The sequence below is a fragment of the Brevundimonas sp. NPDC055311 genome (assembly GCF_053645695.1).
On sequence record NZ_JBSHMV010000001.1, the window covers coordinates 745,249 to 765,523 of the forward strand.

Below are 20,275 nucleotides of genomic sequence, written 5' to 3' on the forward strand. Positions count from 1 at the left end.
CCCGATGCGACGTCGTCGTTCAGAGGCGGCCGGAGGGGTCTGCGGATGCAGATGAAGAAAAGTTAAGCTTCCCTGCTCACCGCCCCCACACGCTCGAACCTCGCCCCATACGGGCCGTTGCCCGCCTCTACACGCCGTCATCCTCGGGCTTGCCCCGAGGATCCAGGGCGAGGGCGCGCTCACCCGTTCAACGCCGTGCAGGCGGACGGCTGGATCCTCGGGTCAAGCCCGAGGATGACGGCGGGGGGTGGGGCGCCGTGGAGCGTCGTAGAGCGCCGTAGCCCACGCCGCAGGGGTCATCGGCTCAGTTATTCAGGTCCAGCGAATAGCCCGCCGAGCGCACGGTGCGGATCGGGTTGACCGTGCCTTCGACGTTCAGCGCCTTGCGCAGGCGGCCGACGTGGACGTCCACGGTGCGGGCCTCGACGTAGACGTCCGAGCCCCAGACCGCGTCCAGAAGCTGCTCACGGCTGAACACCCGGCCCGGATGCTTCAGGAAGTGGTCCAGCAGGCGGAACTCGGTCGGGCCCAGGTGCACCTCCTTGCCCGCGCGGCTGACGCGGTGGGCGACGCGGTCCATGATGATGTCGGCGTGGTTGACCCGGTCGTCGGCCAGACCCGGGCGGATGCGGCGCAGCACGGCGCGGATGCGCGCGGTCAGCTCCGTCATCGAGAAGGGCTTGGTCATGTAGTCGTCGGCGCCGGTGTCCAGACCGCGCACGCGGTCCGTCTCCTCGCCGCGCGCGGTCAGCATGATGATCGGCAGATTGCGCGTCTCGGCCCGGCCGCGGATGCGGCGGCAGACCTCGATGCCCGACAGCTTGGGCAGCATCCAGTCCAGCAGGATCAGGTCGGGCGTGCGCTCGTCGACCTGCAGCATCCCTTCCTCGCCGTCAGAGGCGACGGCCACGTCATAGCCTTCCTTCTCCAGATTATACTGAAGCAAGGTGGCCAGGGCGTCCTCGTCTTCCATCACCAGAATATAGGGTTGCACGTCAGCCTCTCCGGTTCGTCGAAGTCGTCAGCAATAGAAGGGTTCAGTCGTCCGCCGCGTCGGGCGAGGCGTTCAGATGCGGGGTCGGCGTCGGCTCTTCGCCGGGACCGGGAACGGCCTTGGGCCGCTCGCCCAGCATTTCCTCGCCGGTGATCTCATAGTGGACCGTCTCGGCGATATTGGTCGCGTGGTCGCCGATCCGCTCCAGGTTCTTGGCCATGAACAGCAGGTGTGTGCAGGCCGTGATCGTGCGCGGGTCGCCCATCATATAGGTGAGCAGTTCGCGGAACAGGGCGTTGTAGTGCTCGTCCACCTCGTCGTCGGTCTGCCAGACCGACAGGGCGCGTTCGATTTCAGACGCCGTATAGGCGTCCAGCACGTCGCGCAGACGGTTCGACACCAGCCGCCCCATGCGCTCGATCGAGCGGGTCAGCGGCTGCATCGGCTCGGCCTCGGCCAGGATCAGCGCCCGCTTGGCGATGTTCTTGGCCAGATCGCCGGTCCGCTCCAGATCCGAGGCCAGCTTCATGGCCCCCAGCGTCCGGCGCAGGTCGCTGGCGACCGGCTGGCGCAGGGCGATCAGGCGGATGGCCTTCTTCTCGATATCGCGGTGCAGGGCGTCCAGGCGGTTGTCGCGCTCGACCACCGCCTTGGCCAGCGCCACGTCGCGGCGGGCGACGGATTCGATGGCGTCCGCCACCTGCGCTTCGGCCAGGCCGCCCATGCGGACCACCTCGGCCGTCAACTGGTTCAGCTCGTCGCCGTAAGCCTTGACCGTATGCTGGTTCATCGTCGCGTCCTCAGCCGAAGCGGCCGGTGATGTAGTCGAGGGTGCGCCGTTCGCGCGGATTGGTGAAGATCTCTTCGGTGTCGCCGGTCTCGACCAGCTTGCCCATGTGGAAGAAGGCCGTGCGCTGCGACACGCGAGCCGCCTGCGCCATCGAGTGGGTGACGATGACGATGCAGTAGCGCTCGCGCAGTTCGTCGATCAGCTCCTCGATCTTGGCCGTGGCGATCGGGTCCAGCGCCGAGCAGGGCTCGTCCATCAGGATGACTTCCGGCTCGACCGCAATGGCGCGGGCGATGACCAGACGCTGCTGCTGGCCGCCCGACAGGCCGGTGCCCGGCGAGTGCAGACGGTCGGCGACCTCGTCCCACAGACCGGCGCGCTTCAGCGACTTCTGGACGATCTCGTCCATCTCGCCCTTGGTCGAGGCCAGGCCGTGAATCTTGGGCCCATAGGCCACGTTCTCATAGATGGACTTGGGGAAGGGGTTCGGCTTCTGGAACACCATGCCGACCTGGGCGCGCAGCAGCACCGGGTCGATCTTGCGATCGTTGATGTCCTCGCCGTCCATCTCGATCCGGCCCGTCACGCGGGTGCCGGGGATAGTGTCGTTCATGCGGTTCATCGTCCGCAGGAAGGTCGACTTGCCGCAGCCCGACGGGCCGATCAGCGCCGTCACCGTCTTGTCCGGAATCTCCAGCGAGACGTCGAACAGGGCCTGCTTCTCGCCGTAGAAGACGCTGACGTCGCGCGCGGCGATCTTGATCGGACCCAGCGGCGCCGAGGCGTGGGCGCCGACGGCCGGGGCGGTCGACAGGGTGGCGGCCTCGGAGGCGCCGCCGGTCGACGAGCCTTCGGGAGCGCGGAAGATGCGGGACTTCATAGGATTTACCACCGGCGTTCGAAGCGACGGCGCAGCAGGACTGCGGCGGCGTTCATGACGATCATGAAGGCGAGAAGGACAAGGATGGCGGCCGCCGTCCGTTCGTGGAAGGCGCGCTCGGACGCGTTCTCCCAGATGTAGATCAGCGACGGCAGGGCGCCGACGGGCTCATCAATGGCGTGCGGGACGCCCGGCACGAAGCTGATCATGCCAATCAGCAGCAACGGCGCCGTCTCGCCAAGCGCGTGGGCCATGGAGATGATGGCGCCGGTCATCACGCCGGGCATGGCCAGCGGCAGGACGTGGCCGAACACCGTCTGGGTGCGGCTGGCGCCCATGGCCAGGGCCGCCTCGCGGATCGACGGCGGCACCGCCTTCAGCGACGAACGGGTGGCGATGATGATGGTCGGCAGGGCCATCAGCGCCAGCACCAGACCCCCGACCAGCGGACTGGCGCGCGGCAGGTGCATGAAGTTGATGAACAGCGCCAGACCCAGCAGGCCGTAGACGATGGACGGCACGGCGGCCAGGTTGTTGATGTTGACCTCGATGATCGCCGTGATGCGGTTGCGCGGGGAGTATTCCTCCAGCCACACGGCGGCGCCGACGCCGACCGGGATGGCGATCAGGGCCGTCACCATCAGCATCAGGGCCGAACCGACCACGGCGCCCAGCAGACCCGCCAGTTCCGGCTGGGTCGAGTCGCCCTTGGTGAACAGGGCCGAGTTGAAGTGGGCGCGCACCGCGCCCGAGGCCTTCATCCGGTCCAGCCAGTCCATCTGCGCATTGGAGACGCGGCGCTGGTCCTCGGGCTGATCGCGGGTGATCTTGCCCTTCAGATACATCTCGGCGTCGTCGGACAGGGGGGCGGCGACCGGCACGGTCTGACCCAGCAGGCTGGGCTGGCGCGCGATCATCTTGGCGGCCTGGAACTTCAGCTCCGAGGACAGCAGGGCCTTCATGGCCGAGGCCTTGCTCCCCTGCTCGTCGTCCTGGACGCCCAGGCGGCGGATCTGCTGTTCGGCGACGATCTGCTCGAAATTGGCGCCCTGCGGATAGGAACGGTCGATCCGCGCCGGGTCCATATAGACCGGCAGGGTCACGGTATGGGCGTAGAAGGCGGTGTAGCCCTGGGTGATGATGCTGCCAAGCAGGATCACCAGGAAGGCCAGGGCCACGCCGATGGCCGCGCGGCCGTACCAGCGGAAGCGGGTTTCGCGCGCATAGCGGGCGCGCAGGCGGGCCTTCAGGCGCTGGGTGCGCGGGCTGACGCCGGTCGTGCCCTGCTCGGTCAAGTTCTGGGCGGCGTCAGTCATACTGTTCCCGATAGGCTTGCACGATGCGCATGGCGACGATGTTGAGCAGCAGGGTGACGACGAACAGGGTCAGCCCCAGGCCGAAGGCGGCCAGGGTCTTGGGGCTGTTGAACTCCTGGTCGCCGGTCAGCAGGGTGACGATCTGCACCGTGACGGTCGTGACCGTCTCCAGCGGGTTCAGGGTCAGCTTGGCGGCCAGGCCGGCCGCCATGGTCACGATCATGGTCTCCCCGATGGCGCGCGACACGGCCAGCAGCAGCGCCCCGGCGACGCCCGGCAGGGCGGCGGGCAGCAGCACCTTCTTGATCGTCTCGGACTTGGTGGCGCCCATGGCGTAGGAGCCGTCGCGCAAGCTCTGCGGCACGGCGTTCAGAATATCGTCGGACAGGGAGCTGACGAAGGGGATCAGCATGATCCCCATGACCGCGCCCGCCACCAGAGCCATCTGGTTCTGCACCAGGGACAGGTAAATCCCCAGGCCGTTCAGCGGTCCGCCGATCAGCATGTCGCCGATGCCGTTGAAGAAGACGCGCAGCGCCGGCCCCACCGTCAGGGCAGCGAAGAAGCCGTAGACCACGGTCGGCACCCCGGCCAGGACCTCCAGCGCCGGCTTGACCATGGCGCGGGTTTTCTTGCCCGAATACTCCGACAGATAGACGGCCGAGAACAGGCCGATGGGCGCCGCCACCGCCATGGCGATGGCCATGATCAGGAAGGTGCCCGCGAACAAGGGCACGGCCCCAAAGGCGCCCGACGACCCGACCTGGTCGGCGCGGATGGCGATCTGCGGGCTCCATTTGGTTCCGAACAGGAACTCGGTGATCGGCACCATGCTGAAGAAGCGCAAGGAGTCGATGACCAGGGAGAAGATGATGCCCAGCGTGGTCAGCACTGCCACCGCCGAACAGGCGAACAGCACGCCGGTGATCCAACCCTCGACCTTGTTGCGCGCGCGCAGGTCGGGACGGATGCGGGTGAAGACGAACAGGCCGCCCAGCACGGCGGCGATCAGGGCGGCGACGCCCCCGCCCCAGTTCAGGGTCGAGGCGATGCGGTGAGCGCGGCGGCCCTCGGCCGGCAGTTCCTCGGCGTAGGGGGCGGGCCAGATCTGACGCGCCTCCTGCCCCGCCCCGACCAGTCGGGCGTCGGCGAAGAAGGCCTCGCGGCGGAACGGCTCCAGCTGGGCGACGCTGTCAGGCGCCCCCGCCCGCATCATCTGCTGCTCGATCGAGGTCGAGAAGACCGAGGCGGCGATGAGCATGGCCAGGGCCGGCGCTCCGACCCAGATGAAGGCGTAGAGCCCGTGTTGACCGGGACGCGAATGCGACTTCGCGCCTCGGCTCCGACGAACGGCCAAGGCCCGCCCGGCCACATAGGCCAGGACGGCGAAGGCGATCAGCAGCAGCAGGAAAATCCAGATCATCCGGTCCGATCAGCGCAGGAATCAGCAACGCGCCAGGCTCGGTGCGTTCCGGCCGGGAAACTGCCTGCGATACGTCAGCGGATTAAGACGGCTGGATGACAGTTCTGTTACGGCGCCCGTCCGCAATGTCGCAGGCCCATGACGATCGTTCAGAACCCGGAGTTCAGGCGTCCGACGCCGGGGCCAGGGGAAAGCAGGCCGCGAAGATCGCCCCGCAACCCGGCGCGCTGTCCACCGACAGGCCGCCCCGGTGACGGATGATGATGTGACGGACGATGGCGAGCCCCAGGCCCGTGCCCTGCCGCTCGCCGCTCTTCTGGCCCTCGACGCGATAGAAGCGTTCGGTCAGGCGCGGCAGGTGCTCGCGCGCCATGCCCGGCCCGTGGTCGCGCACGGTGACGACGGCGTAGCGCTGGCCCGTCTCGCGATCCGGCGTGGCCAGGGACAGACGGTTGCCCTCAGCCATCCGCGCCGCCATGGCCTCGTCCAGCGTGCGGTCGATCTCGATGCCGACCTCGATGGTCCCGCCCGCGCTGGAGTATTTCAGCGCGTTGTCGATCAGGTTCTGCACCACCTGGGCGATCTCGTCCCGGTCGCCCGTCACAGCCGCGCCGCCGTGCGGCAGCTCCGCATGGATCGTCACCTGCCGCTCGTGCGAGATGACGCTGACCGCATCGACCACATCCGCCGTCGCCCGCGCCAGATTGACCCGGCCCAGGGGCGCGATGTGCTCGTTCAGCTCGATCCGGCTCAGCGACAGAAGATCGGCCACCAGACGCCGCATCCGGTCCGCCTGAACCGCCATGATGTCGAGGAATTTGTCGCGCGCCTTGGGATCGTCCTTGGCGTGACCCTTCAGCGTCTCGATGAAGCCCGACAGGGAGGCCAGCGGCGTGCGCAGCTCGTGGCTGGCGTTGGCCAGGAAGTCGACCCGCATCTTCTCCATGCGACGCACGTCCGTCTCGTCGCGTAGGGCCAGCAGGGCCAGCGCCCCGCCGCCCCAGTTCGAATTCTCCCGCGCGGGCAAGGGTCGGACGAAGGCCCGCCAATGCCGCTCCTGAACGCCGCCCCCGACATAGTCGACCTCGGTCCCGACGGCGCCGAACAGGGCTTCGTCCACCGCCTCCAGCACGCGAGGCTCACGCAGCACCGAGACCAGCAGCCCCCCGCCCGCCCCGTTCAGCTTGAACAGATCGCGCGCCGCCGCATTGGCCAGGGCGATGCGGCGCCCGGCGATGTCGTCCGCCTCCCCGCCGCTGACGATCAGCAGCGGATCGTCCAGCGCCTCGAACACATCGCCCAGCAGGGCGGCGTCAGGCCCCAGATCGACCGCCCCCTGATCGAACTCCGTCTCATCGGCGGCCGCGGGCGGATTTCGGTTCACCAGCCAGGTCGCCAGCGCAACCGCAACCGCCCCGGCCGCCAGCCACCCCGCCAGCTCCGGCTTCATCACCGCCAGGACGGCCATCACCAGGATGGCCACGCCGCCGCTGGCGCCGGCCGTCCACAGCCGGGACGAAGCGGTGGGAGCGACGGGGGACGGAGAGTGATCGTAAGGCATTTCGACCGGCGTTATCTCATTGTTCAGCAGCGCGACCTAGTCTGGTCCGTCGACAGCCCGCTGAGTCGGCCGGTTCGACGCCAGGGGATGTGTAGCTTGGTTTCTTCACGGATTTACGGCGGAACAATTCAGGAGGCGGGCGGAGCATCATGATGGGGGGCGTCCTGAGCTGCCTGGTCGAGCGCCACGATTGGCGGATCGCCTCCTTCGCCCTGCTGGCCTGCGTCTTCAGCATCGGCATCGCCCTGCTTCTGTCCGAACGCGCGCGCCACCTGTCGCCGCGAGCGCGCCGAACCTACACCCTGTCGGCGCCGCTGGTGGGCGGACTGGGCGTCTGGATCACCCACTTCATCGCCATGCTGGCCTACGACGCCGGAACGGATATCCGCTACGACCCGCTGCAGACCTTCCTGTCGCTGGTGATCGTCACGGCCGCCTTCTGGGTCGCCATGCAGTTGCACCTGGCCGGGGCGACCGAAGGCCGCTGGCGCCGCCGCTCGGGATTGGCCGCCGCCGCCGTGGTGACGGCCGGTGTCGCGGCCATGCACTTCGTCGGCATGGACGCCATGCGCCTGTCCGGAGCGATCCTGACCTGGAACGCGCCACGCGTCGCCATGGCCGTGACGGGCGCCTTCGTCCTGTTCGGCGCGGTCGCCCTGCTGCCGGAGATGAACAAGCGGCTGAGCCTGGCCGTCGCCACGGCCCTGTCGGCCGGCGCCGTCGCCTGGCTTCACTTCATCGCCATGACCGCCGTCAGCCTGACTCCCGCGCCGGGCGTGCTCCTAGCCCAGGGCGCCGGCGTCGCCGCCGTCACGCTGTGGGTCGCCCTGGGCGTGGCCCTGACCCTGAGCGTGGGCGCCTTTTTCACCGGCATGATCTGGTGGTCGCGTCGCAGCGTCCTGGGTCAGTTGCTGGAAGCGGTCCAGGCCATGCCCGACGGCGTCGGCGTCTATGACGCCGATGACCGCCTGATCCTGTGGAACAGGCAATACGGCGAAATTCACCCCCACCTCGCCCCGGTGCTGCGCCCTGGCGTCACCTTCCGCGAAATCCTGCAGGTCGGCCTGAAGGCCGGCGTCTATCAGGACGCCGTCGGTCGCGAAGAAGCGTGGATCACGCAGCGACTGGCCAGCCATCGCACGCCCATAGAACCGCGAGAACTGCAGGTGGCCGGCCGCTGGCTGCGCGTCCAGGACCGCCCCACCGTCGGCGGCGGCGCCGTCACCGTCTGTTCGGACATCAGCGACCTGAAACGCAACGCCGACGCCCTGGCCGAGGCGCGCGACGCCGCCAACGCCGCCAACCGCGCCAAGAGCCGCTTCCTGGCCAATATGAGCCACGAGATCCGCACTCCGCTCAACGGCGTCATCGGGGTGGCCCAGGCCCTGGCCCGTACCGAACTGTCTCCGCAGCAGCAGGACATGCTGGAGTTGATCCACTCCTCCAGCCGCACCCTCCAGACCCTGCTCAGCGACATCCTGGATCTGGCGCGCGTCGAGTCCGGGCGGCTGGAGCTGAACGACGAGCCTCTGGACCTGGCGCGCACGGTGGAAGAAGCCGCCCTGCTCTACGCCGCCGCCGCGCGGGACAAGGGGCTGCAGTTCCTGGTCGAGGTCGCTCCCGAGGCTCGGGTCTGGATTCAGGGCGACGTCGTCCGCCTGAAACAGGTGCTGACCAACCTGGTCTCCAATGCGGTGAAGTTCACCGCCTCGGGCTTCGTCAGCCTGACCGTCGACGCGGTCCCGGCCGAAGCGCCCCAGACCCTGCGCTTCGTCGTCCAGGACACCGGCATCGGCTTCGACGCCCAGACGCAGGCCCGGCTGTTCAACCGCTTCGAACAGGCCGACGGCGACATCACCCGCCATTACGGCGGTTCGGGCCTAGGCCTGGCGATCTGCCGCGAACTGGCGGCCATGATGGGCGGCGACCTGGGCTGCGAAAGCGAGCCCGGCGCGGGCGCCGCCTTCATCCTCAGCCTGCCGCTCAGACCGGCCCAGGCGCCGGCCGCCCCCCTTCGCCCGAGCCGCCCGGCCGTGGCCGCTCCGGTCGAGGCCGATGCAGAGGCTGCGCCGCGCCGTCTGCGTATCCTGGCCGCCGACGATCACCCGACCAACCGCCGCGTGGTCGAGCTGATCCTGGACGGGGCCGCCTTCGATCTCATGTCGGTGGAGAACGGCGCCCAGGCGGTCGAGACCTACCGCGCCCAGACCTTCGACCTGGTGTTGATGGATATGCAGATGCCGGTCATGGACGGTCTGACCGCCGTGCGCGAAATCCGTCTGCACGAAGCGGTCCTGGGCCTGCCGCGCGTTCCCATCGTCATGCTGACCGCCAACGCCCTGACCCAGCATCTGGACGAGGCTCTGGCCGCCGGCGCCGACCGCCACATGGCCAAGCCCTTCAGCGTCGAGGATCTTCTGGCTATGGTCGCCGACCTGACGGCGCAAACGCCTCAGGCCGCAGAAGCCGCGGCCTGAGATTTCGTCCTTGTGAAGGCGCGCCGCCTATTCGTAGCCGTGCGCCGCTTCATTGATGACCTGGCTGGGCATGGACGAGAAGTCCACGCTCACCGGCCGGGCGGCCTTGGTCTGGAAGGTCTTGATGACATGCTCCAGACGACGGCGGGTCTCACGTTCGGCCTCGCCCGATCCGTCGAGCCCCAGCGGGGCCAGACAGAAGTCGATGATGGCCTGCGGTCGGGTCAAAGGCTCCATGAGTTCATCTCCTGTGATCAGGCTGCGTGGAACTGGGCCGTCTCGGTCGAGTCCTTCAGCGCCGTGGTCGACGACTGACCCGACGAGATGACCGTGGCGACATCGTCGAAATAGCCGGTGCCGACTTCGCGCTGGTGGCGGGTGGCGTTGTAGCCGGTCGCCTCATTGGCGAACTCGCGCTGCTGCAGCTCCGAATAGGCCGCCATGCCGCGGTCGCGATAGCCGCTGGCCAGCTCGAACATGCCGTTGTTCAGGCTGTGGAAGCCCGCCAGGGTCACGAACTGGAACTTGTAGCCCATGGCCCCCAGCTCGCGCTGGAACTTGGCGATGGTGTCCTTGTCCAGCTTGGCTTCCCAGTTGAACGAGGGCGAGCAGTTGTAGGCCATCAGCTTGCCCGGATGCTCTTTCTGAACGGCCTCGGCGAACTTCTTCGCATCGTCGAGATCGGGATGCGACGTCTCCCACCACAGCAGGTCGGCGTATTTGGCGTAGGACAGGCCCCGCGCGATGCAGTGGTCCAGACCCGTGCCCGCCTTCAGGCGATAGAATCCCTCCGGCGTGCGGTTCTCACGGTCGATGAAGGGGTGGTCCCGCTCGTCGATGTCCGAGGTGATCAGCTGGGCCGATTCCGCATCCGTGCGCGCCACCGTCAGGGTCGGCGTGCCGCAGACGTCGGCCGCCAGACGCGCTGCGATCAGATTGCGCTCATGCGCCTGGGTCGGAATCAGCACCTTGCCGCCCAGGTGGCCGCACTTCTTCTCGCTGGCCAGCTGGTCCTCGAAGTGGACGCCCGCGGCGCCCGCCTCGATGAAGGCCTTCATGATCTCGAAGCTGTTCAGCGGCCCGCCGAAACCGGCCTCGGCGTCGGCGACGATGGGGGCGAACCAGTCGCGCTTGGCGCCGCCTTCGGCGTGCTCGATCTGGTCGGCGCGTTGCAGGGTGCGGTTGATGCGGCGGCACAGCTCCGGCGCGGCGTTGGCCGGATACAGCGACTGGTCCGGATACATGGCGCCGGCCGTATTGGCGTCGGCCGCGACCTGCCAGCCCGACAGATAGATGGCTTTCAGACCCGCGCGGACCATCTGCATCGCCTGATTGCCGGTCACGGCGCCCAGGGCGTTGATGTAGGGCTCGGAATGCAGCAGTTCCCACAGGCGGTTGGCGCCGCGCTCGGCCAGCGTATGGGTGACCGGCACCGACCCGCGCAGACGCAGGACGTCTTCAGGCGAATAGGGGCGCTCGATGCCGTCGAAACGGCCTGCGGGCGAGGGAACCAGATCGGCGAAGGTCGTCATGTCTCGTCTCGGTCTCGATAAGGCGCGGCCGCAGCCGCTGTCCCGGAAACCTGAACACGTCATCGTCACGATTGACACATCCATAGCCACATCATTCAAGTCAAACAGTCACATCATGACACTTGTCATGAAGTCATGATGTGACATGATCATGCCATGAACGCCTCCGCTGACCGCAAGCTGTTCCTGGGCGGCCGCCTCAAGCGGCTGCGGCGCGACCTCGACCTGTCGCAGACGGCGATGGCGGCGGACCTGGGCGTCTCGCCCTCCTATCTGAACCATATCGAGCGCAACCAGCGCCCCGTCTCGGCCCAGCTCCTGTTGCGCCTGGCCGAGACCTATGACGTCGACCTTCGCAACCTCGGCCAGTCCGGCGGCCCGGCGTCAGAGGCCGAACTGTCCGAGGTCTTCGCCGATCCCCTGTTCCAGGGCCTGACTGTGCCGCGCCATGAAATCATGCAACTGGCCGAGGATCAGCCCGCCGCCGCCGACGCCGTGCTGCGCCTCTACCGCGCCTTCACCGACCGTCGCGTGCGCGACCGCGCTGAGGTCGAGGCCGGCGGCGGCGCGGCCCCGACCGACAGCCCGTCGGAGTGGGTGCGCGAATACGTTCAGGCGCGCCACAACCACTTCCCCGACCTCGATGCGCTCGGCGAGGGCCTGCATGACGCCCTGCGCGCCGAAGCCCCCGCCCCCGACGAAGGCTTCGAGGCCCTGGCCCGCGCGCGCCTGTTCGCCCGCCACGGCCTGACGGTCCGCACCCTGCCCGCCGAGGTCATGGTCGAGTGGACCCGTCGCTTCGACCCGCACCGGGGGCGACTGCTATTGTCCGATGCGCTGGGGCCGTCGTCGCGCGCCTTCGCCGTCGCCAACCAGCTGGTTCTGATGGAGCATGGGTCGGAGCTTCAGGCCCTGACCGAGGCGGCGAACGCGCCCGACGCCCCTACGCGCAATCTGCTGAAGGCGTCCCTGACCAACACCCTGGCCGCCGCCGTGCTGATGCCCTACGCCGCCTTCCAGCGCACGGCGGAGGACACCGGCTATGACCTGGCCCGGCTTCAGGCTCGCTTCGGCGTCGGCTTCGAACAGGTCGCGCACCGGCTGACTACCCTGTCGCGGCCGACGGCGCGGGGCGTCCCCTTCTTCCTGATGCGGGTGGACCAGGCCGGTAATGTGTCGAAGCGATACGCCTCGGGCGCCTTCCCCTTCTCGCGCTTCGGCGGCGCCTGTCCGCGCTGGCGGCTGCACTCGGCCTTCCGCACGCCGGGCCGCATCGTCACCCAGATCATCGAGACTCCCGATGGCGGCCGCTGGTTCACCCTGGCCCGCACCGTCGACCGCCAGGGTCAGGACGCCTTCACCGAGGGGCACGACCTGGCTATCGGCCTGGGTTGCGAACTGCGCCACGCTCACCGCCTGATCTACGCGCGCGGCCTGGACCTTCAGAAGCCGGAGGTCACGCCGATCGGCCCGGCCTGCCGGTTGTGCGAGCGCCACCCCTGCGCCGAGCGCGCCGCTCCGCCGGTCGGGCGAGCGCTGACGGTCGACGACTGGTCCAAGTCGGTCAGCCCCTATCCGTTCGCGTAGCTCTTCCTTCTCCCCTTGTGGGAGAAGGTGGCGGCCGCAGGCCGACGGATGAGGGGTAGCGCTGTCGGTTGAGAGACCCCTCATCCGACCTCGCTTCGCTCGGCCACCTTCTCCCCCAAGGGGAGAAGGGAACTAATGAGCCAGCATCACGGCCACGGGCGTCTCGGTCAGCAGGGTCTGCGTCACGCCGCCGAAAATCCACTGTCGCATCCGCGCGTGGCCCCAGGCACCGGCCACGATTAGTCCCGCCTGCATCTCCTCGGCGCAGTCGATGAGGCGCAGGCCGTGCATACGGTCGTCATGGGCGCGCACGTCCGGTTCGGCCGCCACGCCGTGCCCCGCCAGCCAGCGCACGACGTCCTGCGTGCGCAGCCCGGCCCCGTCCGTGTCTTCAGGATGACACATCTCGACCACGCGGACCCCGGCGGCGCGCTTCAGCAGAGGCAGGGCGGCCTGCGCCGCCAGGCGGCTCTCGCGCGTATCGGTCCAGGCCAGCAGCGCCGGCGCATCGACCATCGAACGGATCGGATCGGGCGGCAGCACCACCACCGGCCGCCCCGAGCGCATGGCCAGATCCGCCGGGTGCGGCGCCCGCCAGGCGCTGGCCCCGCCTGCGTCACGCCCGACCAGGACCGCGTCCGCCGCCCGCATGTGCCGCAAGGTCAGCCCCGTGGGATCGCCGATATCCCCGCGCCACTCGCCCGCCACCTGCGCCGTATCGACGGCGGCGGCGAACCGTTGCCTGGCGGTCTTCAGCATGGCTTCGTTGCGCGCCTGCTGGGCCGCGATCACCTCGCCCAGCAGTATGCCCGCCCCATAGGCGTCGGCCATCGGCGTCTCGGGCGCGCAGCCCGACACTCCGATCAGCCGCGCCCCGTGCGCCTTCGCCAGGGCGCAAGCCTCGGTCAGGCGAGCGGGGTTGTCGACTTCGTCATCGACATAGACGATCAGACTGGTCCAGGGCATGGCGCGCCTCCTGCTTGAGACTATGCGCCATCAACGCACAAACCGCCGTTCGGCGCCTTGAGCCGGATCAATTCATCAGGATGACGCTTCCGCCTTCGACCCGATGCGGCACGCCCGTCCGCCGGAACAGACTGGCGATCTCGGCGGCGGGATCGGCCGCGCCCTGATCCAGCATCCGCCCGATGTCGGCCGCCAGCGTCGGATCGCCCGACACGCGCGTCAGGGCGTCCAGCCATTCGGCGCGGGTCAGCACCCCGTCCCTGCGGTTGGCGTCCAGCAGGGGCCGCAGGAAGCCGAACCAGTCGCCGCCGTCGCGCCGTTTCTGCGCGCCCTCGGCCGTCATGGCGAAGACGGCGCCGCAGGCGTAATAGGCGCGGTGCTCGCCGCGTCCGCCCGCCTCGGCCACGCGGCGCCCCTGGCTCAGGATCACGCAGTCGTCGACCTCTTCCTGCAGGGCCTTGCGGTCGTCATAGGCCGGGTCCAGCGCCTTCAGCGCCCGCACCGCCATCAGGTCGGCCCCGCCCTCGGTGATCCAGGCGTCGCGCGCGAACTCGTAACGCACCGTCTGGCCCAGCCAGAAGTGCGCGCTCTCATGGCCGATGAACCACCGCGACACCCGCTCCATCTCCGCCGTCGGCCGGGTCACGCCGGTCCCCTCGAACGACATGACGATCAGGCCGGGCAGGACGCTGCCGCCCATGCTGGTCATCCGCTCGGTCGGGCCATTCCACGACACCATGACGACGGGGTTGTCCCCGCCCGAGCCGGGGCGTCCCAGGCGTTGCAGGTAGAACTCCCCCACGCGCGGGGCGAAGTCGCGAATCTTCTCGCCGATCCACGGCGGCAGATTGGGGTCCATGACGGTGGTCAACCCCTCGCCCGGCGTCACCCGCGCCTGTCCCAGCAGGACATAGGACCGCTCGCCCGTCGTCGTCAGTTCGGCGTGGCGCTCGCCGTTGAACAGCACCGGTCCGTCCAGGTCGCGCCAGGTCACGCGCGAGGCCCCGCCGTCCAGATCGACTCCGTTCAGGTCCGCCGGCATCGCCTCCGCCGCCTCGGGCGAGCCCAGGGCGAAGACGTCCATCTGCCGCGTCGGCAACGCCACCGCCCCGTCCGAGAAGACCAGGGTCTTGTATTCCGCCTCCAACTCGACCGCCTTCGGTTGGACGCTGAAGCGGACATGGCGCGGCACGGGACCGCCGTCCGTGCTGCGGATGATGTCGTAGTGGCCGCGTCGCTCCATCACCACGCCGGGCGTCTGAACCGTCCACTGGCGCGGCCGCCACGGCTCGCGCACGTCAGAGATCAGCGCCGAATCCATGAAGGCCCAGACCACGGCGTCGCGGTTGAAGACATAGTCGACCGTCAGCCGCCCGTCCTCACTCGTCACCGTCACCTGCGGCGCCGCCTCGACGTTCCAGGGGCCGGGCGCCGGCGTCGCGGCGCAGGCGGTCAGCAGGATGGCGGCTGCAACGGCCGCCGTGGACAGGACTTTCAGACGCACGAAGAGCAGTCTCCCACAGTGAACGGCGCAGCTTAAGGGGGCCGAACCCGGCCCGTCACCTTACGGTTTGCTCAGCTTTACGCCCGTTCGAGGGCGCGGCCCGCCGCCGCGAGCGCCTCGGCCATCACCGCCTTCAGCCGGTCCGGTCCCAGGATGGTCGCCTGCTCGCCCCAGGTGAACAGGTGCCAGGCCAATTCGCGCATCCCCGAGGCGCGGAACCGCACCACGACCGAGCCGTCGGCCTGATCCTCGATCGTCTGGGTCGGGTGCCAACGCCAGCCGCGCGCCTCGTCCGCCCCTTCGGGCGCAATGCGCAGGGCGACCTCTTCGATCTCGTCCTGATAGATGCCGAAGGACTGGCTGGCGAAGGCGCCCAGATCGAAGTCTTCAGGCGGACGCGCCGTGCCTTCGCCCGCCTCGACCGCGCTCATCCGGTCCAGGCGGAAGGTCTGGATGCGCCCGCTCTCGCGGTCGGCGGCCACCAGATAGTTGGCGCGCCCGAACATCAGGCCGCACGGCGTCATGGTGCGGGTCCGAGCCTCGGCGCCGGGCCGGGCGTAGATGAAGTTCAGCGGCCGCTCCGCCAGCACCGCCCCGCGGATTTCGGCCAGCACCGTCTCGTCGGCGCTGGGGCGCGGCCCGGCCTGAACGGCGATGGTCTCGGCCCGCACCAGGGCCTCCAGGTCCGGCGCCATGCGGTTCAGGGTGGTCGAGCGCATCGCCGCCTTCACCTTGCGCTCAAGGCTTTCCAGCGCCGCCGCCCGCGCCGGTTCACCCGCCGCGCGCAGGGCGGCCGCCGCCTTGGTCAGCTCCAGCATCTCGGTCGCCGTCGGCGCCTGTTCAAAGGCCGACAGCCCGCCGCGGATGCGCCAGCGCTTGGTCGGCGGGTCGGACACCTCCTCGATCTGCGGAAACAGCATCAGCACGGCGTCGCGCATCCGCTCGGCCGTGCGGCGGCCGACGTTCAGCTGGGCGGCCATCTCGTTCAGCGTCAGCCCCTCGGCACTGGCCGCCATGCCCCGCGCCAGATCGATGACCATGGCCGCCTTGTCGTGCCGCAAGATGTCTTCTCCACAGAGATACGTCCGAAACTGGCGTAATGCTGTCTCATATTCATCCTGTCAGCAAGAGGCGACGCCTTTCGCACCAGGAGTTTTCACCATGGCCTTCGTCCGCACCCCCACCGTCCAGAAGCCCGCCCGCAAGACCTTCGCCGATCGCTACATGATCGTGCCGTGCGAAACCGAGAGCGACCTGGCCGTCATCTGGGACCGTCAGGAGGAGCAGGTGGTGGACGTGATCAGCGCCTCGACCAGCCGCTACACCAACGAAGACGCCCTGTGGGACGAGTTCCACACCCCGCCGTTCAACGCCCGTTCCGACTGGCGCGCGGCGGCCTGAGACCAGTACTGGGCAGGAGGGCGGATCAGGGAACCCTCCCCCGCGCGGCCGCGTTGGCCCAGCGTGGCCGTACGCCGCCACGCCAAAGGGGAGTTGCAAACATGTCCTCGTCCAACACCGCCGCGCCTTCGCTGGAAGGCCTCGTGAAATCCGCCCTGCATCGATCCTGGTGGCTGCTGCTGTTGCGCGGGATCGCCGCCGTGGCCTTCGGCGTCCTGACCTTCATCTGGCCGCAGATCAGCCTTGTGTCCCTGATCCTGGTCTATGGGATCTACGCCCTGGTCGATGGGGTTCTGGCCCTGATCGCGGCGATCCGGGGCGGCGGCTTCGCCCCGCGCTGGTGGTTGGCGCTGGGCGGCGTGATCAGCATCCTGGCCGCCGGAGTCGCCTTCGCCTGGCCGGGACTGACGGCCCTGGTCCTGGTCTATCTGATCGGCTTCTGGTCGATCCTGCGCGGCGTGCTCGAAATCGTCGGCGCCATTCGCCTGCGCAACGAGATCGCCAATGAGTGGAGCCTGGGCGCCGCCGGCGCCCTGTCCGTGATCTTCGGCCTAATCCTGGTCTTCATGCCGGGCGCGGGCGCCCTGGGCCTGCTGTGGCTGATCGCGGCGTGGGCCGTGCTGTTCGGCCTGCTGCTGATCTGGGTCGCCTTCAAGGTCAGGACGCTGGCGAAGGCGTAAAGCTGGCGTTGCGCGCCGCGACCCGAGCGCGGATCTCGGCGCGCATCCGCTCCAGTTCCGCCGCATCGATCAGGCGGCCGCGCAGCACCACCGCCTCGGCGTCGCGCGTGGCGCTGACGTCCTTCAGGGGATCGGCCTCCAGCACCAGCAAGTCAGCCGACTTGCCCGCCGCCACGGCGCCGTAACGTTCGCCCTGGTTCAGGAAGCGAGGCCCGTCCACGACCGACCCCATCAGCGCTTCGCGCGGCGTCAGGCCCAGCTTCACATAGAGCTCCAGCTCATCGTGCAGCGAGAAGCCCGGATAGTTGAACGAGTTCAGGAAGCCCGCGTCCGTCCCGGTCAGGATCGTCACGCCCGCATCGCGCAGCATGGGCAGGGTGCGCGCGGTGACGTCCTTGACGAAGTGACGGTCCTCGACCTGCTGCGGCGTGGCCTGAGCCGCGCGCTGGATACGCCAGTCATAGGTCGCCCGGATGCCCGGACCGACATAGGCCAGGCCCTCGTCATGCGAATGGTCGTCCAGATCCAGATTGGCCAGAGTGGTCGAGCCATAGAGCGTCGGCGACACCGCCGTGCCCAGTTCCGCCAGACGCGCATAGACCCGGCGCGCCGTCTCCACGTCGAAGGTGTCGGCATAGCGGCGCATGGTCTGGGCGTAGGTGTATTTGCCCGCCAGATAATCGGCGGCGATGGCCGCCTCGTCGCGCGAACCCGCCTTCATGGCGTAGTCGAGGTGCTCGATCGACGACAGGCCCGCCTCGGCGGCCTCCAGCACCGTGATGCTGGCCGGGATGTGGGCCGAGGTCTTCATGCCCCGCTTCTTCGCCTCACGCACGGCGTAGAGGAAAAGCTCGGGCTTCAGCGTGTTGTCGGTGATCTTGACGAAGTCGACGCGCAGGGCCTGCAGCCGGTCCAGGGCGGCGTCCACGTCCGCCTCGCTGCCGGTCTCGATCACGCCCTTCCAGACGGGGGCGATGCCCTCGATCTTGGGGCCGGAGGTGAAGATGCGCGGCGCATCGGCGGTCGGCGGCGACGCGCGCCAGTCCAGCACCTGCTGCGCCAGATCGCCCGCCGCGTCGCGCACCGCGACCACGCCGTTGACCACGAACAGCGGCATCAGCTCGGCGTTCTCCTCGATCAGGGCTTCGCCGCCGCCGAAGTGGACGTGCATGTCCCACAAGCCCGGCATGACGTAGCGGTCTCCCAGATCCTGGGTGCGCGCGGCCTGATAGCGGCCCGCCTCGCCCTCGGGGCCCACGGCCACGATATCGCCGCCGCGTACGGCCACCAGTTGATCCGGCGTCGTCGTCCCCTTCTCGACGTCGACCACCGTGGCCGAGGTCAGCAGCAGGTCGACCGGCTGGACGGGCGTTTGGGCGGCGGCCAGCGGCGCCAGGGCGCAGGCGGACAGCAGGGCGGAGGCGGCGATCAGGAAGGTGCGCATGAATCCGCTATAATCTCTTCGCCGCCGTCAGCAAGCCCATCAGGAATAGCGGCGTTTCATGTCCCGCCGACGGGAAAGCCTCATCCGCGGCGGCTCTGCTCCGTCCCGATCCGTCCCGCCAGACACCACCCGCCGACCGCCCGCGTCCGCAGCCAGCCGCCGGGCGGAATGGTGATCCACAGACCCGATCCAGCCGCCAGGGTTTCGCGTCGCACGCCCGTCTCAGCGGCCAGTTCGACCTCCAGCGGCGCGCCCATATAGGCGGTCCACAGCTCCTCGACCTCGATCGCGCGCCAGTCGGACGGCGCATCGGGGGTCAGCAGGCGATAGGCCCCGACCGTCTCGCCCGGCTCGCTCGTCCCGGCGCCCATGAGACGACCCCAGCCGCCGTCGCCCAGCGGCCGCAACCCCAGGCTCTCGACAACCTCCTCGAGCGTGAAATCCGCGCCTTCCATCCGGCCGCTAGTGGGCTGCTTCGCCCTCGGCGTCCATGTGCGGGCCGCGCTGCTGCGGCGGGACGAGACGCCAGCGTCCGCCCTCGAACATCACTTCGCCGCCGCCGCGCCAGGGCACGCGGCTCAGCGGCCCGCCGGTCAAGCCGTAGCCGACCACGGCGTAGCGCTCGCCGGGCTTCAGCGGCGCAGCCTCCACCGTCGTCTCGAACCCCTCGGGCGCCTGGCCGTAGACGACCTGTCTCAGACCCCGGCAGTTGCGACCGCGCGCCTCGATCAACCAGACCGGACGCATCATGGCGTCCGACCGCTCATGCACGGCCAGGCCGCCCAGACAGGCCTTCTCGGGCGTTGCGGGATCGACGCCGAAGGTCGCGATCGGCTGCTCCAGGTCGCCGCTGATGTTCACCGGGATCATCGCCGAACAGGCGGCCAGGGCGGCGGCGACCGCCGCCAGCGCCGCCCCGACGCGCAGAACCGCGCCGTGCTTCACCACCTCGCCCTCAGCACCCGCCGTAGGGGACGTAGCCGACCTCGATCTCGTCGATGCGGACAGTCTTCAGTTCGCGGATCGCCAGTTGGTCGAACTCGGCGCTGCAATTGAAGGTCGTGTCGATGACGTAGTCCTCGCCCTTGGCCGCCTTGATGGCGTCGCGGATGCGGAAGGAGGCGTCAATGGTGGCGTCGCTGACCATCACGGCCGAGGCGCGGATGCCTGGGAAGGCGCGCGGGCCGGGGCTCTCCAGATGGACCCAAGGATCGGCCGCATTGCCGCACAGGGTCAGGCAGTCGGCCTTGAAGTCGACGTTGCCGCGCGCCGCCGCGAACTCGCCCATCGTCAGGTCGATCTTCTGCGGCAGGTCATAGTCCTTCAGCGCCGCCAGGGCCTGGGTCGAACAGGCCGGGGTCATCGGCACGGCGTAGCCGACGACCTCGCCGCCGTCAGCGCTGACGCGGACCGTGCAGTCGCCGATCTCATAGGTGCGTTCCTTGTCCTGAACCGTGCGGGCCGGGCCCAGCTTGGATTCCAGATAGGCGACCTGCACCCCCATCATCTGGTCGATCGTCGGCGCGCCGCCCGCCACAGGCGCGGCCTCGGACGCCGCCGCCGTGGGTGCCTCAGCCGGGGCGGTATCGACCTTTTCAGCCGTCTTGTCCGCCTGGCCGCAGGCCGACAGTCCCGCAAGGGCGCCCAGCAGGACGACCGTTTTCAGTCCTTGGAATGCAGTCATCATCTCTCCACGGCTCAGGTTGAGCGTCGCAACCAA

The 20,275-nt window shown here is 69.0% G+C and carries 19 protein-coding genes; 4 read left to right on the forward strand and 15 right to left on the reverse strand.

Going from position 1 to position 20,275, the window contains the following annotated elements:
• Positions 1-304: 304 nt before the first annotated feature.
• The 6 genes from phoB to ACWIDZ_RS03500 form a co-directional block, all read right to left on the reverse strand.
• Positions 305-994 (reverse strand): phosphate regulon transcriptional regulator PhoB, encoded by a 690-nt coding sequence (gene phoB, locus ACWIDZ_RS03475; protein WP_291776656.1) that lies wholly within the window; start codon positions 992-994, stop codon positions 305-307.
• 43 nt (positions 995-1,037) lie between these two features.
• Positions 1,038-1,784: a phosphate signaling complex protein PhoU gene (phoU, locus tag ACWIDZ_RS03480; protein WP_453988777.1), complete on the reverse strand. Its 747-nt coding sequence runs from the start codon at positions 1,782-1,784 to the stop codon at positions 1,038-1,040.
• A 10-nt stretch (positions 1,785-1,794) separates the two neighbouring features.
• Positions 1,795-2,664 carry a phosphate ABC transporter ATP-binding protein PstB gene (gene pstB / locus ACWIDZ_RS03485; RefSeq protein ID WP_291776659.1) on the reverse strand — a complete coding sequence of 290 codons (870 nt, stop codon included), beginning with the start codon at positions 2,662-2,664 and terminating at the stop codon, positions 1,795-1,797.
• Between the two features lie 5 nt (positions 2,665-2,669).
• Positions 2,670-3,980, reverse strand: coding sequence for a phosphate ABC transporter permease PstA (gene pstA, locus ACWIDZ_RS03490; protein WP_453988778.1), 1,311 nt, complete (start codon positions 3,978-3,980; stop codon positions 2,670-2,672).
• Complete coding sequence (gene pstC, locus ACWIDZ_RS03495; protein WP_453988779.1) at positions 3,973-5,403, reverse strand: phosphate ABC transporter permease subunit PstC; 1,431 nt, start codon at positions 5,401-5,403, stop codon at positions 3,973-3,975. Before pstC ends, pstA begins: the two co-directional genes overlap by 8 nt.
• A gap of 163 nt (positions 5,404-5,566) precedes the next feature.
• The gene (locus ACWIDZ_RS03500; RefSeq protein ID WP_453988780.1) at positions 5,567-6,964 is read right to left on the reverse strand and encodes a sensor histidine kinase; all 1,398 of its coding nucleotides are present in this window, start codon (positions 6,962-6,964) and stop codon (positions 5,567-5,569) included.
• A gap of 149 nt (positions 6,965-7,113) precedes the next feature.
• Between ACWIDZ_RS03500 and ACWIDZ_RS03505 the strand changes: the two genes are divergently transcribed.
• Positions 7,114-9,441, forward strand: coding sequence for an ATP-binding protein (locus ACWIDZ_RS03505; protein ID WP_453988781.1), 2,328 nt, complete (start codon positions 7,114-7,116; stop codon positions 9,439-9,441).
• Positions 9,442-9,468: 27 nt separating this feature from the next.
• Here the strand turns inward: ACWIDZ_RS03505 and ACWIDZ_RS03510 are convergent, their stop codons facing one another.
• Positions 9,469-9,678: a hypothetical protein gene (locus ACWIDZ_RS03510; protein ID WP_291776671.1), complete on the reverse strand. Its 210-nt coding sequence runs from the start codon at positions 9,676-9,678 to the stop codon at positions 9,469-9,471.
• Between the two features lie 17 nt (positions 9,679-9,695).
• The gene (aceA, locus tag ACWIDZ_RS03515; RefSeq protein WP_453988782.1) at positions 9,696-10,973 is read right to left on the reverse strand and encodes an isocitrate lyase; all 1,278 of its coding nucleotides are present in this window, start codon (positions 10,971-10,973) and stop codon (positions 9,696-9,698) included.
• Positions 10,974-11,129: 156 nt separating this feature from the next.
• Between aceA and ACWIDZ_RS03520 the strand changes: the two genes are divergently transcribed.
• Positions 11,130-12,560 carry a helix-turn-helix domain-containing protein gene (locus ACWIDZ_RS03520; protein WP_453988783.1) on the forward strand — a complete coding sequence of 477 codons (1,431 nt, stop codon included), beginning with the start codon at positions 11,130-11,132 and terminating at the stop codon, positions 12,558-12,560.
• A gap of 132 nt (positions 12,561-12,692) precedes the next feature.
• Here the strand turns inward: ACWIDZ_RS03520 and ACWIDZ_RS03525 are convergent, their stop codons facing one another.
• The 3 genes from ACWIDZ_RS03525 to ACWIDZ_RS03535 all read right to left on the reverse strand — a co-directional run bounded on the left by ACWIDZ_RS03525 (position 12,693) and on the right by ACWIDZ_RS03535 (position 16,091).
• On the reverse strand, positions 12,693-13,526 hold the full coding sequence (locus ACWIDZ_RS03525; RefSeq protein WP_453988784.1) for a universal stress protein: 834 nt from the start codon (positions 13,524-13,526) through the stop codon (positions 12,693-12,695).
• Positions 13,527-13,593: 67 nt separating this feature from the next.
• On the reverse strand, positions 13,594-15,030 hold the full coding sequence (locus tag ACWIDZ_RS03530; protein WP_453988786.1) for a hypothetical protein: 1,437 nt from the start codon (positions 15,028-15,030) through the stop codon (positions 13,594-13,596).
• 77 nt (positions 15,031-15,107) lie between these two features.
• Positions 15,108-16,091, reverse strand: coding sequence for a helix-turn-helix transcriptional regulator (locus ACWIDZ_RS03535; RefSeq protein ID WP_453988787.1), 984 nt, complete (start codon positions 16,089-16,091; stop codon positions 15,108-15,110).
• 100 nt (positions 16,092-16,191) lie between these two features.
• Between ACWIDZ_RS03535 and ACWIDZ_RS03540 the strand changes: the two genes are divergently transcribed.
• Positions 16,192-16,431: a hypothetical protein gene (locus ACWIDZ_RS03540; protein WP_123154955.1), complete on the forward strand. Its 240-nt coding sequence runs from the start codon at positions 16,192-16,194 to the stop codon at positions 16,429-16,431.
• A gap of 101 nt (positions 16,432-16,532) precedes the next feature.
• Positions 16,533-17,111: an HdeD family acid-resistance protein gene (locus tag ACWIDZ_RS03545; protein ID WP_312219186.1), complete on the forward strand. Its 579-nt coding sequence runs from the start codon at positions 16,533-16,535 to the stop codon at positions 17,109-17,111.
• Here ACWIDZ_RS03545 and ACWIDZ_RS03550 read toward each other — a convergent pair.
• The 4 genes from ACWIDZ_RS03550 to ACWIDZ_RS03565 form a co-directional block, all read right to left on the reverse strand.
• On the reverse strand, positions 17,089-18,555 hold the full coding sequence (locus tag ACWIDZ_RS03550; RefSeq protein ID WP_291776684.1) for an amidohydrolase family protein: 1,467 nt from the start codon (positions 18,553-18,555) through the stop codon (positions 17,089-17,091). The two genes, ACWIDZ_RS03545 and ACWIDZ_RS03550, sit on opposite strands and share 23 nt — an antisense overlap.
• A gap of 80 nt (positions 18,556-18,635) precedes the next feature.
• Positions 18,636-19,010 carry a cupin domain-containing protein gene (locus ACWIDZ_RS03555; RefSeq protein ID WP_453988788.1) on the reverse strand — a complete coding sequence of 125 codons (375 nt, stop codon included), beginning with the start codon at positions 19,008-19,010 and terminating at the stop codon, positions 18,636-18,638.
• Between the two features lie 7 nt (positions 19,011-19,017).
• Positions 19,018-19,503 carry a hypothetical protein gene (locus ACWIDZ_RS03560; protein WP_453988789.1) on the reverse strand — a complete coding sequence of 162 codons (486 nt, stop codon included), beginning with the start codon at positions 19,501-19,503 and terminating at the stop codon, positions 19,018-19,020.
• A 7-nt stretch (positions 19,504-19,510) separates the two neighbouring features.
• On the reverse strand, positions 19,511-20,239 hold the full coding sequence (locus tag ACWIDZ_RS03565) for a hypothetical protein (RefSeq protein ID WP_453988790.1): 729 nt from the start codon (positions 20,237-20,239) through the stop codon (positions 19,511-19,513).
• Positions 20,240-20,275: the final 36 nt, after the last annotated feature.